Genomic DNA, 12,849 nt, shown 5'->3' with positions numbered 1-12,849 from the left:
ACCGGAGGATCTGCAGCAGGTCGCTAGGTTGGGAGGGTGCAGACGGACGAGGTGCTGGGCCTCCTGAAGGACGTGGCCGACGAGGTCATCAACCCGCGCTTCCGGGCCCTCGCCGCCGGCGAGATCCACGAGAAGCGCCCCGGCGACCTCGTCACCGACGCCGACCGCGAGGCCGAGGTCCTCATCACCGCGGCGATCAACGCCGCCCACCCCGAGGCGGTCGTGCTCGGCGAGGAGGCCTTCGCCACCGACCCCGCCCTCCTGACGCGCTACGCCGCGGCCGACCACGCCTTCACCGTCGACCCCGTCGACGGCACGAAGAACTTCGTCCACGGGTCCAAGGACCACGCGGTCATGGTGAGCGAGACGCGCTACGGCGAGGCCGTGCGGGCGTGGATCTGGCAGCCGCAGCACGAGCTCGCCTACGTCGCCGAGCGCGGCGCCGGCACGTACCGCCACGACGCCGACGGGTCGCGGCGGCTCACCGTCCCCGAACCACCGACCGGCAGCCTCCGGGGTCGCACCTCGCGCCGAGCCTGGATCGGCCAGGCGCTCGACGGCCTCGAGCCGATGGGCCTGACCTGGGTGTCGTGCGGCATCGACTACCCCAAGCTCGTCGAGGGTGCCGCCGACTACATCCTCTACGCGCGCGCTGCGCCGTGGGACCACGTGCCCGGTTCGCTGTTGCTCGCCGAGGCCGGTGGTGCGTTGGGAACGACTGCGGGACAGGCGTACTCACCCCGCGACATCGCGCCCCCCGGACTCGTCGCCGCCGGCAGCCACACGGCATACGAACAGGTATGCCGTGCGCTCGCCTCGAGCGCGCACCTGCCCTGACCGCGAGGCCGCGGCGCGAGCGGCGTACGGCTGGTTGAGGCGGTGGAAAGTGCCCACTCGACGCGGGCTTGGCTTCAACCCGTCGAGTGGGCAGTTTGCACCGTGGGGTTCAGCCGTCGGCGGCCTCGGGGGAGGACTTCTTCGGGGCGGCGGCGCGAGTGGCGTACGGCTGGTTGAGGCGGTGGAAAGTGCCCACTCGACGCGGGCCTGGCTTCAACCCGTCGAGTGGGCAGTTTGCACCATGGGGCTCAGCCGTCGGCGGCCTCGGGGGAGGACTTCTTCGAGGCCGCGGCGCGAGCGGCGTACGGCTGATTGAGGCGGTGGAAAGTGCCCACTCGACGCGGGCCTGGCTTCAACCCGTCGAGTGGGCAGTTTGCACCATGGGGCTCAGCCGTCGGCGGCCTCGGACGAGGACTTCTTCGAGGCCGCGGCGCGAGCGGCGTACGGCTGATTGAGGCGGTGGAAAGTGCCCACTCGACGCGGGCTTGGCTTCAACCCGTCGAGTGGGCAGTTTGCACCGTGGGGTTCAGCCGTCGGCGGCCTCGGGGGAGGACTTCTTCGAGGCCGCGGCGCGAGCTGGCGCGGTCGTCGCCGCCTTCTTCGCCGCACGTGCGGCCTTCTTCGCGGTCGGCGACGCCTTCGTCGTCCGCCTCCCCTCGACGTAGTCCTCCGGGTCCTTGTCGCGCGGCGTGATGCCGTCGGCCCACCGGATCGCTTCGTAGCGCAGGAACTGCAGCGCGATCTCGTGACGCAGCTCGAGGCTGGCGCGCTGGCGGAAGTCCGCGAGGTCCTGCCGCTCCTCCTCGGCCATGTGGTCGCTGTTGTGGACGTTCGCGTCGACGACGGCCGTCCACCAGGCGTCCGACCCGGTGCGGCAGCGACCGACCTTGCGCACCGCCTTGCGGATGTCGTTGTGGTCCTTGACCGCGTCCTCGACCTCCTCGTCGACGGACTCGGCGTCGGCGCCGCCCGTTCCCAGGCGCAGCAGCTCGGGGTAGAAGTAGCGCTCCTCGGCCTCGGCGTGCACCTCGAGGAGGATCTCGAGCCGCTTCCAGATGGCCGCAAGGCCCTCGTGGTCGTCGCGCGGCCACTCCTCGAGCATCGCGAACATCCGTCGCTGCTCGTCGTGCTGGCGAAGGATGACGTCGGTGATGTCCATCGGTGCCCCTCTGTCGTCGCGCTCGGTTCCGGTCCCACTCTGCCCCACGCGGACTCGTGCCACCCGAGCAGACCCGTGCGACGGGCTTCGCCGTTTCGCGTATCAGGCACGCTGGGTGGTGCCACCGTTGTTCGGGACAGTTCACCAACAGGGCTGATGGACGGTGGGTCTGATGACGAGCAACGATCTGGTCGTGGTGCTTCCGGGGATCACGGGGAGCACCCTCGGCGTCAGGGGGCAGGACGGGTCACCCGCCAGCGCCAACCTCATCTGGGCGCCGAGCGCCGGTGCGATCTGGAAGCTGCTGACCGGCCGGCAGTCGATCCTCAAGAAGGTGCTGCCCGAGGGGGTCGGCGACGAGCACCCCGGCGACGGCGTCGAGCCGGTCGCGCTCATGCCCGACGTGCACGCGCTGCCGGGCATCTGGACGCCGATCCGCGGCTACGACGTGCTCGTGAACGCGCTGGAGAAGCAGGGCTACACGCGCGGCAACGGCGGCACGCCGGCCACCCTCATCACGTACGCCTACGACTGGCGCCTGTCGAACCGCTACAACGGGCAGCGCCTCAAGACCGTCGTCGAGCCGGCGCTCGAGCGGCTGCGCGCCCAGGGCGGTGAGTACGCCGACGCCAAGCTGGTCTTCGTCTGCCACTCCATGGGTGGGCTCGTCGCCCGCTGGTACATCGAGAAGTGCGGCGGCGCCGAGGTGACCCGCAAGCTCATCACCCTCGGCACCCCCTGGCGTGGCGCGACCGACGCCCTCGAGCAGCTCGTCAACGGCGTCAAGAAGGGGATCGGCCCGCTGTCGATCGACCTCACGGAGTTCTCACGCAGCATGCCCTCGCTCTTCCAGCTGCTCCCGGAGTACGCGTGCATCAGCACGTCGAACGGGTGGGCCAAGACGACCGAGGTGTCGGTCCCGAACGTCAGCACCACGATGGTGGCGGACGCGATGGCCTTCCACACCGACCTCCAGGCCGCCGAGACGGCGCGGGCCGCCAGCCGGACGATGGCGCACATGGTCGTCGGCATCCGACAGCCGAGCCAGACGACCGTGACGTTGCAGGGCGGACGGGCCGTCACGTCTCAGACGTTCGGTCCGGACAACGACTACGGCGACGGCACGGTCTCGCTGACGGGCGCCGTGGGCCTCGGCGAGAGCCTCGACACCAACCTCGCCGTGCGGGTGCCCGAGCAGCACACGAACCTCCAGTGCAACCAGTTCGTCCTCGACCAGGTGCAGGAGATCCTCACGGCGCAGCCGATCCGGCGCCGCGAGATCAAGGACACCAACGTCCGTGCCGTCGTGCCCGACCTCATCACGACGGGCCAGGCCCTCAGGGTGAGCTTCGACCTCGAGTCCGAGAACCCCGACGCCGACCCGCCCCGCAAGGCCGTCACCGTGACGGTGCGCAGTGCGAAGGGCAGGGTCCTCGCCAAGGCCGAGCCGACGCTGCGCCGGGGCCACGGCGTCGCGACCTTCGCCGACCTCCCGGCCGGCACGCACTCGGTCGTCATCGAGGGCGCCGAGAGGTCCTCGACCGTGCGACCGGTCGTCTCGACGACGGTCGTCTGGCCGAAGCCGACACGCTGAGAGCCGACCGCCACCGGACACTGCAGGAAACGGAGAACGACATGGCCGAGGAACTGTCGAGGGCGCTCGACGCCATCCGCGACATCGACATCGACGTACCGGAGGTCTGGCAGGAGCGCGGGCTCGAAGGCGTGCCCGGCGACGAGGCCCCCGCGCTCGATGCGTCCAAGGCGCAGGCGGCGGTGGTCGACTCGAACGTCGTCGCGTTCCCCGAGGGGGTCTCGGCGCAGGTGCGCAACGCCGTGAGCGACTGGATGCTGTTCGCCCAGCGCGCCGCGACGAAGAAGCACCCGAAGGGCACGGACTCGGCGCAGTGGGCCGACGAGTACCTCGACGTGATGCTCGCGACGGGGTGGAGCCTGCGCGAGAGCGCGTCCGCGTGGTCGGAGGAGAGCGTCTCGGGCTCGGTCGTGCACCAGAAGATCCTCGATGTCCTCGCCGTGGTGCTCGGGCCGGTGCCGGCAGCGCTCGCGATCGTCACGGCCGCGCTGAGCTCGCTGCAGGCCATGAACGAGGACTCGAAGTGGATCACGCTGTTCGACCGACGCGGCAAGAGCGCGACGAGCGTCGGCTTCTCCGTCGCCAACGTCGAGGCGCAGAGCGACGGTGCCGCGGCACTGCGGTCGGTCGACTTCCGCATCGAGGCCAGCAAGACGCTGACGCAGGTGCTCTTCTTCAAGTTCACCCACCAGGAGGCCTCCATGTTCAGGCGCGGCGTCGTGCTCTCCATCTCGGCGAAGAACCTCGAGAGACTCGGGCCGAAGATCGCCGAGCGGGTCGCCGAGATGGCGGAGGACTCGATCGCGGGATACGACCTCTGACCGACCTCTGACCGCGTGTGGGTGCGCCGTGGTTGTCTGGATGGGATCGACAGCCAACCAGAGGAGAGGCCCATGAGTGACCCGTCCGGCGCCACCCCGACCGTGTCCTGGGACTGCGTCGCCCTCGACTGCGGCGATGCCGCGGGCGTCGCCCAGTTCTACGCCGACCTGCTCGGCGGCACGGTCGAGGCCGACCCCGAGGGCGACTGGTTCAACGTCGTCTGGGACGGCCCGCGCATCGCGACCCAGCTCGCGCCGAACCACGAGTCCCCCGACTGGCCGCGCGGGCAGCAGCAGGCGCACATCGACTTCGTCGTCGCAGACATCGCTGCCGCGCACGAGCGGGTGCTCGCACTCGGCGGCACAGCCCTCGACCCGGTCGACCCGCCGCAGCCCAAGCCCGACCGAGGGTTTCGCGTCTACGCCGACCCCGCCGGCCACCCGTTCTGCCTGTGCCGCCCGACGAAGGACGCGTGGGACTGACGTCAGGCCACGACGAGGCCGATCTGGTCGGCGAGCGCGGCCTCGACGGCAGCGTCGTCGGCGAGCTCGGACTCCTCGCGCCGTCCGTGCGTCGTCGTGATGAGCCGCTGCCCGCTCACGGTGACCCGGCCCGTCGGCGTGAGCCGTGATGCGACGCGGCTCCTGGTGAAGTGGCTCTCGGGCGAGCTCTGCTGCCACTCGTTGCGCGGCTCGAAGTCGGCGAGCGGGTGCGGTGTCGTCGTGAAGACGAACTGGTCCTGCCACGGTCCACCGTCTGGGCGCTCGCGGTAGACCCAGGTCTCGTCCCGTCGGACGAGACCGACGCCCTTGCCGCGCTCGTCGCGCTCGAACCCGTCGCGCAGCGGCAACGGCTCCACGAACGCGTCGCCGAAGCCCACGTCCGCGAGCACGGGCTCGGACAGGTCGGGAGAGGTCACGACGAGTGCGACGTGGTCGAACTCCGCCGTCAGCCCACCACCCGGTAGGGCGACGCGCGCGGAGACGAGGTCGACGGCGTACCCGAGGCTGCGCAGCAGCAACGCGAAGAGCCCGTTGAGCTCGTAGCAGTAGCCGCCCCGACGCGCGTCGACGAGCTTGGCGACCAGGGACGCCCGGTCGAGCCGGATCGGGCGACCGCGCATGATGTCGAGGTTCTCGAAGGGCACGGTCATGAGGTGCGCCCGGTGCAGCGACGCGAGCGCACCGAGCGTCGGCGCCTCGGGCGCGGCGACGCCGAGGCGGGTGAGGTAGGCCGCGGCCTCGGCGGCGGTCAGGGCATCGGTGGTCGCCGGAACGTTCACGCGACCATGCTGCGACCTCAAGCCGCCCTGAGGTCAAGCGGGGTCAGGCAGGGGTGGGCAGCGGGAGCGTCAGCCCGACCATCGTGACGCCACGACCGTCCCACTCGTATGCCGTCTGCTCGAGCAGGTGCCGGGCGGCCGCCCGGAGCCGGGCGGGGTCGAGGGTCGGCTCGTCGAGCGGTCCGCGCTCGACGACGACGGTGCCGTCGTCGTAGCGGACCTGGATCTCGAGCCGCTGTGGCAGCCGGGGCGGCCCGTCGAGCGCCGAGACACGGGCGACGGCGCGGGCGACGCACTCGTCGAGGACGGCGAGGACCTTCGAGCGGGTGCGGGTCGAGGCCATCGACCGGCTCGCGCTCACCGACCTGCGCGGGCCGGGCAGGCGGATCGTCGCGTCGTCGGTGCCGCGCGCGATCGACACGAGCCGCCGGGCCATGGCCGTCGTCACGACCTTCTTGAGGTCGTCCTCGGTGAGGCCGTGCAGGTCGGAGACGAGGAAGAGGCCTGCGGCGTGGAGCTTGTCGTAGCTCGTCGGGCCGACGCCCCACAGCTCGTCGAGGCGCAGCCGAGGTCGCACGCGGGCCTCGAGCTCGGCGTCGACGACGACGAGGCCGTCGGGCTTCGCGCGCCGGCTCGCGAGCTTGGCCATGAGCTTCGTCCGGCCGGCGCCGACCGAGACGGGCAGCCCGACCTCGGCCCGGGCCGCGGCTCGCAGAGCACTCGCCATCCCGGCGACGTCGCCTCGGTCGTGGCCGGTGACGTCGAGGAAGGCCTCCTCCATCGAGCCCGGCTCGACGAGCGGGGTGATGCGGTGGAAGAGCTCGAAGAGCCGCGCCGACGCCTCTTCGTAGGCCTCGGCGCGGTAGCCGGTGACGAGCACCTCGGGCCAGCGGCGCTGGACCTGGCGCAGCGGCATACCGGCATGGATGCCGAGCGCGCGCGCCTCGTAGGACGGGCACGCCACGACCTCGTGCGCGACGACCATCGGCCGACCGCGCAGCCGAGGGTCGTCGCGCTGCTCGACCGAGGCGAAGAACGCGTCGGCGTCGGCGTGCAGGATCACCCCACCACTGTGGCGCGTCGCGCCGACAACGCGCTCGCTCGCCCGATCGCTCAGGCGGTCGCTGGGCGCCGGCGCACGAGGGCGTCGACGCTGAAGCGGCCCGGCCCGGTGACCGCGAGGACGAGGCTCGCGACGCCGAGTGCGCCGACGAGCTCCCAGCCGCCGTCGGTGACGAAGACCGGCGAGCCGAGGTGGACGATGAGGTACGCGCCGAGCATGTTGAGCGCGAGCAGGATCCCGGCGAGGGGCGTGAGCAGGCCGGCCACGAGCAGGAGGCCGCCGCCGAGCTCGATGACGGCCGCGACGACGGCGCTGATGTCGGGCGCGGGTGCGCCCATGCCGGCGAACGCCTGCTGGGTCGCGGCGATGCCGTTCTGGCCGATCTTCTGCCAGCCGTGGGCGATGAAGACGACGCCGATGACGACGCGGGCGACGGCCAGGGCGAGGTCGGTGGCGCGGGGGTGGAGGGAGGAGAGGGGGCGCATGACGTCCTTCGTTGAAATGTGAATGAGTGTCAAGGGTACAAAAGGAAGGAAACCGGCGCCTGTCGACGGTGTGTGGCCGAGACGACGGTCCGGTGTCGGCGCCCGGCCGCAGGATGGGGCCATGAGTGTTGGCATGAGCGATGAGCGCGTCCTCGTCTTCGAGGACCACTTCGACGCACCCGGCCTCGACGCCAGCACCTGGGTGCCCCACTACCTGCCGGCGTGGAGCTCGCGCGCCGAGACCGCCGCCTCCTACGAGGTGCGCGACTCGTGCCTGCACCTGCGCGTGCCGGTCGACCACCCCGTCTGGTGCGCGGACGAGCACACGCCACCGATCCGCGTCTCGGGCATCCAGTCGGCGAGCTGGTCAGGGCCGGTCGGCAGCACGCAGGGGCAGCAGCGGTTCCGCGAGGGCCAGACCGTCCGCGAGGAGCAGCCTGAGCACCTCGGGTGGACGCCCGACCACGGCTGGGTCGAGCTGCGCGCACGCGCGGTCGTCACGCCCCGGTCGATGGTCGCGCTGTGGATGGTCGGCCTCGAGCAGGTGCCCGAGCAGTCGGGAGAGATCTGCGTCGTCGAGATGTTCGGTGACGCCGTCGAGCCCGGCGTCTCGGCCGCGGTCGGCATGGGGCTGCACGCGTTCCGCGACCCTGCGGTTGCCGAGGACTTCGCGGCCCCCCGGCTCCCGATCGACCTCAGCGCATGGCACACGTATGCCGTCCGGTGGGACGCCGAGCGCGCCGACTTCCACGTCGACGGGCGGCTCGTCCGCTCGTGTCCGCGACCACCGGCGTACCCGCTCCAGCTCATGCTCGCGGTCTTCGACTTCCCCGAGAAGTCGGACGGTCACGACGTCGGCGCCGTGCCCGAGCTCGTCGTCGACTGGGTGCGCGGCTACGAGTAGCCGTCAGTCGCCGTCAGTAGCCGGCGTGCTCGAGCGCCTCGGTCGTGAGCTGGCGGCCGAGCTCGATCATCTCCGCGGCGCGGTGGAAGTCGAGAGTGCGCACGGCGTTGGACGGAACGGTGACGAGGACGTCGGGCGGGTTGCTCGCCATCCGGTATCGCGAGATGAGGGCGCTCATCGTCTCGAACGACATGTTGAGCAGGTCGACGAGCCCGAGGTCCGACTGGCCCATGACGAGAGCCTCCGACGGGGTCTGGGCGACCCCGACGGCGGCCGACGCCGACAGCGGTGCATCCCCGTCGAGGTCGCGCGCGTGCCCGCCGAACCGGCTCGTGAGGGCCCGCACCCGCTCCGACTCGAGCACCTCGGCCGCGCTGCGCCGAAGGCGCGTCGTCCACTCCTCACGCGGGACCGGCTCCGACGACTCCTTGACCGGGGTCGTCTGGCCGCCCGAGGTGCGCATGCCCGAGAGCGACACCGCGACGGTCAGGTCGGCGGACGCGGCCGCCGTCGGCTCGATGGGGATCGGGTTGATGAGGCCGCCGTCGACGAGGACGCGGCCGTTGATGACGGCGGGCGTGATGACGCCGGGGATGGCGATCGACGCACGGATCGCATGCTCGACCGGCCCCCGCTGGAACCACACCTCGCGTCGCGCGTTGATGTCCGTCGCGACCGCCGTGTAGGGGATCGGCAGGCTCTCGATCGTCGCGCCGTCGAGGATCTCTCCGACCTTGGTGATGATCCGCTCGGCCCGGATCGCGCCGCCCGGCGAGACGATGTTGAGGTCGAGCAGGCGCCACACCTCGCGCTGGGTCAGGCTGCGCGCCCACTCGGTGTACTCGTCGAGCTTGCCCGCTGCCGCGACGCCTCCGACGAGCGCGCCCATCGACGTGCCCGCCACCGACACGACCTCGAAGCCCCGCTCGGCCAGGACCTCCAGCGCCCCGATGTGGGCGTACCCGCGGGCGCCCCCCGAACCGAGCACGACCGCCGCACGCATCCCGTCTGCCACGCCTCAGACGATACGACTGCCGGCCATCAGCCGCGGAGGTGGTAGATCTCGAGAGACTTGAGCCACCGCACCAGGCACCACCGCACAGGAGAGAGATCATGTCCGCCGTGAACACCCTCATCTACCCCGTCGCCGACCTGGAGGCCGCCAAGAAGGTCTTCACGACCCTGCTCGGCGTGTCACCGCACACCGACGAGCCCTACTACGTCGGCTACAACGTCGACGGCCAGGAGATCGCCCTCGACCCGAACGGCCACCGCAAGGGCCTCACAGGCGCCACGCCCTACTGGTCCGTCGACGACCTCGAGGCCAGGATCGCCTCCCTCGTCGAGGCCGGGTCGACCGTGACCCAGAAGCCGACGGAGGTCGGCGGCGGGCGCAGCGTGGCCGTCTTGGCCGACGCCGACGGCAACATGATCGGCCTGATGCAGGGATGACGTCGACCGAGGACGAATGCCGTCCGGCCGGGTCGGTGCCCCCGCCGCGGGCCACCGCCGACCGGGTCCGCGACACGCAGGCGCTGCTGGCCCGGGAGGTCGACTGCTGGGTCGCCACGGCCGACCCGGTGACGGGTGCCCCGCACCTCGTGCCCCTGTCGTTCGTCTGGGACGGGTCCTCGATCCTGCTCGCGACGGGGGAGCGAAGCATCGCGGGACGGGGACTGGCGTCGGGGAACGGCGTGCGGATCGGCCTGGGCGCGACCCGTGACGTCGTCATGGTGGACGGCTCGGTCGAGGCCGTCCCGACCGGTGAGCTCGACCCTGCCGAGGCCGACCGTTTCGCCCGGCGGACGGGGTTCGACCCCCGCCAGACGACGTCTCCGTACCTCTTCTTCCGGGTCGTTCCGAGCCGTATCCAGGCCTGGCGCGAGGAGAACGAGCTGCAGGGCCGCGACGTCATGCGGGACGGTCGGTGGGTCGCCCTCACGGAGTAGTCGCCGTCCGCGAACCACTATGCCCCGCAGGCGTTCTCGCGGAAGTGGGGCGCTGAGCTGACGCGCCTGCGCAAGCGGGCGGGACGGCATACGCCATCGCTTCGTCGCGCCCCTGGTCTTGCATCCGTGGCCGGGACGTGTGCAGTATGGAGGCGGCAGATGTAAGCGCTTACAGCGGCGAACGGCCCGCCCAGGGGGTCGGGCGGCGACGCATCACTCAACGACGAGACGCGAGAGGTGGGACCCGTGGCGACACCACCCGAACGGGGCGCCGGCCCCTCGACGGCGCCGATCGCGGGTGCCTCCGGTGCCACCATCTACTCGGTCGCCGAGCTCGCCGGCGTCTCCATCGCCACCGTGTCGCGGGTGCTCCAGGGCGCCGGCACGGTCTCGTCGAAGACGACCGAGAAGGTCCTCGCCGCCGTCGACGAGCTCAACTACGTCCCGCTCGGTGCGGCCCGCAGCCTTGCCGTGCGCCAGCACGAGGCCCACGGCCTCGTCCTGCCCGAGCTGTCCGGTCCGTACTACTCCGAGCTGCTCATGGGCTTCGAGTCACGCGCCGCCGACCTCGGGCAGAGCGTCACCCTCATGCTCACCGACGGCAAGGCCGACATCGCCCGCGCCGTGCGCCAGCTCGCGACCCGCGTCGACGGCATCGCCGTGTTCGGGTCGGCCGCCATGCCGCCCGCCGTCGCGCGCGCCCTGCACGGCCAGAAGCCCGTCGTCATGATCACCGGCGAGCCGCAGGACGGCATCGAGTCCGTCGGCGCCGAGAACGCGCACAGCGCGGAGGAGCTCACCGAGCACGTGCTTGCCCACGGCCGCATGCGGCTCGTCTTCGTCGGTGACCCCGACGGCGCACCCGACATCCACGAACGCCACGAGGGTTTCGTGGCCGCCCACCGGGCCCGCGGCCTCCAGCCCGCCGAACCCGTCCGCGTGCCCTTCCGTGAGGGAGAGGGCGAGGCCGTCGCCGAACGCCTCCTCGCGGGTGAGATCGACGCGGACGCGGTCGTGTGCGCCAACGACGAGCTCGCGCTCTCGATCATGAGCCGCCTCCAGGACGCGGGCCGCGACGTGCCCGGCGAGTTCGCCATCGTCGGCTGGGACGACGTCATGGCTTCACGCTACGTGCGTCCGGGTATGACCACTGTGCGTCAGCCGGTCCGCGAGCTCGGCATTCTCGCGGCCGACCGTCTTCACCAGCGGGTCCAGGGCGGTGAGCCCCTCGCCGAGAGGCAGGTCCTCCCGACCCAGGTGATCATCCGCGGCTCGTGCGGTTGTGCGAGCTCGCGAAGCACCCCATCCCCGACCGAGCGGCGCACCCGATGACCCGCAGCACGTGACGGCAGGGCCGTCGCCCAGAGCTCGCTCCCAACCGCAGCTCACCGAGCAGCACCACTGCTCAACCGCACGAAGCGAAACACCCAACGTCTCGACGAACACCCGAGAAAGCGAGAGACCGATGAGACGCACCACAGCCATCACCGTCGCGTGCATGACGGCCGCGGCTCTGACCGTGACCGCCTGCGGTCGTGGCTCCGAGGGCGGCGGCTCCACAGCCCCCCAGACCGGCGCCGCGGTCGACACCGGCAAGGCCACCGGAGAGATCACCGTCTGGGCGATGGGCGCCGAGGGTGACAACCTGCCCAAGCTGACGAAGGACTTCGAGTCCGCGAACCCCGGCGTCAAGGTCAAGGTGACCGCCATCCCGTGGGATGCCGCGCACGACAAGTTCACGACCGCCATCACGGCGGGCAAGACGCCCGACGTCGCCATGGTCGGCACGACCTGGATGGGGGAGTTCGCCAGCAGCGACGCCATCGACCCGACCCCCGCCGAGATCGACAAGTCCGCGTTCTTCGAGGGCGCGCAGAAGACCACCGAGGTGGGCGGCACCTCCTACGGCATCCCGTGGTACGTCGAGACGCGCGTGCTCTTCTACCGCACCGACCTCGCCAAGAAGGCCGGCTTCGACACCGCTCCCACCGACTGGCAGGGTCTCAAGGACATGGCCAAGGCCATGCAGACCAAGGCCGGCGCCAAGTGGGGCATCGGCCTGCAGGCCGGCGGTGAGGGATCGTGGCAGACCCTCATGCCGTTCGCGTGGTCCGAGGGCGCCGACCTCACGAAGGACGGCGGCAAGGCGTACAACTTCGACAGTCCGCAGATCCTCAAGGCGGCGCAGTACTACCAGTCGTTCTTCACCGACGGCATCTCGAACAAGGCGGCTCCGGCCGCCCCGACGACCGAGCCCGACTTCGCCAAGGGCACCGTGCCGATGTTCATCTCCGGTCCGTGGATGATGTCGGCGGTCGAGAAGGTCGGCGGTGCCGGCTTCAAGGACAAGTACAACGTCGCGCCGATCCCCGCCGGCATGTCCGGCTCCTCGTCCTTCGTCGGTGGCTCCAACTTCGTCGTCTTCAAGAACACGAAGAACCGCAACACGGCGTGGAAGTTCGTGCAGTGGCTCGCCGACCCCAAGGTCCAGGCGAAGTGGTACACGATCTCGACCGACCTGCCGTCGGTCAAGAGCGCCTGGCAGGACCCGGCTCTGGCATCCGACGAGAAGCTCGCGGTCTTCGGCAAGCAGCTCGAGACCGCCAAGGCACCGCCGTCGTTCCCGACGTGGGAGCAGGCGGTCAAGGCTCTCGACACCGAGCTGGAGAAGGTGACGAAGACCGGGGCCGACCCGGCGACTGCCCTCAAGGCAGCGCAGCAGCAGGCCGACTCCATCGGGACGGGTCAGTGATC

At 71.1% G+C, this 12,849-nt stretch carries 14 protein-coding genes; 9 read left to right on the top strand and 5 right to left on the bottom strand.

Features of this window, described 5'->3' with window-relative positions; genetic code table 11:
• The first annotated feature begins 36 nt into the window (after positions 1-36).
• Positions 37-837: an inositol monophosphatase family protein gene (locus ACFQU3_RS11095; RefSeq protein WP_385909680.1), complete on the top strand. Its 801-nt coding sequence runs from the start codon at positions 37-39 to the stop codon at positions 835-837.
• Between the two features lie 526 nt (positions 838-1,363).
• Here ACFQU3_RS11095 and ACFQU3_RS11090 read toward each other — a convergent pair.
• On the bottom strand, positions 1,364-1,996 hold the full coding sequence (locus ACFQU3_RS11090; protein WP_385909678.1) for a hemerythrin domain-containing protein: 633 nt from the start codon (positions 1,994-1,996) through the stop codon (positions 1,364-1,366).
• A 172-nt stretch (positions 1,997-2,168) separates the two neighbouring features.
• On the opposite strand from ACFQU3_RS11090, the gene ACFQU3_RS11085 reads away from it, so the two are divergent.
• The 3 genes from ACFQU3_RS11085 (at position 2,169) to ACFQU3_RS11075 (ending at position 4,894) form a co-directional block, all read left to right on the top strand.
• A complete protein-coding gene (locus ACFQU3_RS11085; RefSeq protein ID WP_385909677.1) occupies positions 2,169-3,590 on the top strand; it encodes an esterase/lipase family protein in 1,422 nt (473 codons plus the stop codon).
• Between the two features lie 41 nt (positions 3,591-3,631).
• Positions 3,632-4,411 (top strand): hypothetical protein, encoded by a 780-nt coding sequence (locus ACFQU3_RS11080; RefSeq protein WP_385909675.1) that lies wholly within the window; start codon positions 3,632-3,634, stop codon positions 4,409-4,411.
• 72 nt (positions 4,412-4,483) lie between these two features.
• Positions 4,484-4,894: a VOC family protein gene (locus ACFQU3_RS11075; protein WP_385909673.1), complete on the top strand. Its 411-nt coding sequence runs from the start codon at positions 4,484-4,486 to the stop codon at positions 4,892-4,894.
• Positions 4,895-4,896: 2 nt separating this feature from the next.
• Here ACFQU3_RS11075 and ACFQU3_RS11070 read toward each other — a convergent pair whose 3' ends face one another.
• From ACFQU3_RS11070 to ACFQU3_RS11060, 3 genes are read right to left on the bottom strand one after another with little or no spacing between them, the layout of a single operon-like run.
• A complete protein-coding gene (locus tag ACFQU3_RS11070; RefSeq protein WP_385909672.1) occupies positions 4,897-5,694 on the bottom strand; it encodes an arylamine N-acetyltransferase in 798 nt (265 codons plus the stop codon).
• Positions 5,695-5,737: 43 nt separating this feature from the next.
• The gene (locus tag ACFQU3_RS11065; RefSeq protein WP_385909670.1) at positions 5,738-6,757 is read right to left on the bottom strand and encodes a Y-family DNA polymerase; all 1,020 of its coding nucleotides are present in this window, start codon (positions 6,755-6,757) and stop codon (positions 5,738-5,740) included.
• Between the two features lie 50 nt (positions 6,758-6,807).
• Positions 6,808-7,242, bottom strand: a complete 435-nt coding sequence (locus tag ACFQU3_RS11060; protein ID WP_385909668.1) for a DoxX family protein — start codon at positions 7,240-7,242, stop codon at positions 6,808-6,810.
• A gap of 133 nt (positions 7,243-7,375) precedes the next feature.
• On the opposite strand from ACFQU3_RS11060, the gene ACFQU3_RS11055 reads away from it, so the two are divergent.
• Positions 7,376-8,146 (top strand): glycoside hydrolase family 16 protein, encoded by a 771-nt coding sequence (locus ACFQU3_RS11055; protein ID WP_385909666.1) that lies wholly within the window; start codon positions 7,376-7,378, stop codon positions 8,144-8,146.
• Positions 8,147-8,159: 13 nt separating this feature from the next.
• On the opposite strand, the gene ACFQU3_RS11050 is transcribed toward ACFQU3_RS11055, so the two are convergent.
• Entirely contained in the window at positions 8,160-9,161 is a 1,002-nt protein-coding gene (locus ACFQU3_RS11050) for a patatin-like phospholipase family protein (RefSeq protein WP_385909664.1), read from the bottom strand.
• Positions 9,162-9,259: 98 nt separating this feature from the next.
• Between ACFQU3_RS11050 and ACFQU3_RS11045 the strand changes: the two genes are divergently transcribed.
• The 4 genes from ACFQU3_RS11045 (at position 9,260) to ACFQU3_RS11030 (ending at position 12,847) form a co-directional block, all read left to right on the top strand.
• Positions 9,260-9,598 (top strand): VOC family protein, encoded by a 339-nt coding sequence (locus ACFQU3_RS11045; protein WP_385909662.1) that lies wholly within the window; start codon positions 9,260-9,262, stop codon positions 9,596-9,598.
• A complete protein-coding gene (locus ACFQU3_RS11040; RefSeq protein WP_385909660.1) occupies positions 9,595-10,095 on the top strand; it encodes a pyridoxamine 5'-phosphate oxidase family protein in 501 nt (166 codons plus the stop codon). Before ACFQU3_RS11045 ends, ACFQU3_RS11040 begins: the two co-directional genes overlap by 4 nt.
• A gap of 246 nt (positions 10,096-10,341) precedes the next feature.
• The gene (locus ACFQU3_RS11035) at positions 10,342-11,427 is read left to right on the top strand and encodes a LacI family DNA-binding transcriptional regulator (protein WP_385909658.1); all 1,086 of its coding nucleotides are present in this window, start codon (positions 10,342-10,344) and stop codon (positions 11,425-11,427) included.
• Positions 11,428-11,560: 133 nt separating this feature from the next.
• Positions 11,561-12,847, top strand: a complete 1,287-nt coding sequence (locus ACFQU3_RS11030; protein ID WP_385909656.1) for a sugar ABC transporter substrate-binding protein — start codon at positions 11,561-11,563, stop codon at positions 12,845-12,847.
• Positions 12,848-12,849 lie beyond the last annotated feature (2 nt).

Source organism: Terrabacter sp. GCM10028922, assembly GCF_042666095.1.
GTDB lineage: Bacteria > Actinomycetota > Actinomycetes > Actinomycetales > Dermatophilaceae > Terrabacter.
Note: the sequence above shows the minus strand (reverse complement) of the source record. Positions and strands in the feature narration are given on the sequence as shown.

Coding starts and splice junctions, on each gene's coding strand:
- ACFQU3_RS11090 (WP_385909678.1), bottom strand. CDS start 1,996: ATGGACATCACCGACGTCATCCTTCGCCAGCACGACGAGCAGCGACGG.
- ACFQU3_RS11085 (WP_385909677.1), top strand. CDS start 2,169: ATGACGAGCAACGATCTGGTCGTGGTGCTTCCGGGGATCACGGGGAGC.
- ACFQU3_RS11080 (WP_385909675.1), top strand. CDS start 3,632: ATGGCCGAGGAACTGTCGAGGGCGCTCGACGCCATCCGCGACATCGAC.
- ACFQU3_RS11075 (WP_385909673.1), top strand. CDS start 4,484: ATGAGTGACCCGTCCGGCGCCACCCCGACCGTGTCCTGGGACTGCGTC.
- ACFQU3_RS11060 (WP_385909668.1), bottom strand. CDS start 7,242: ATGCGCCCCCTCTCCTCCCTCCACCCCCGCGCCACCGACCTCGCCCTG.
- ACFQU3_RS11055 (WP_385909666.1), top strand. CDS start 7,376: ATGAGCGATGAGCGCGTCCTCGTCTTCGAGGACCACTTCGACGCACCC.
- ACFQU3_RS11045 (WP_385909662.1), top strand. CDS start 9,260: ATGTCCGCCGTGAACACCCTCATCTACCCCGTCGCCGACCTGGAGGCC.
- ACFQU3_RS11040 (WP_385909660.1), top strand. CDS start 9,595: ATGACGTCGACCGAGGACGAATGCCGTCCGGCCGGGTCGGTGCCCCCG.
- ACFQU3_RS11030 (WP_385909656.1), top strand. CDS start 11,561: ATGAGACGCACCACAGCCATCACCGTCGCGTGCATGACGGCCGCGGCT.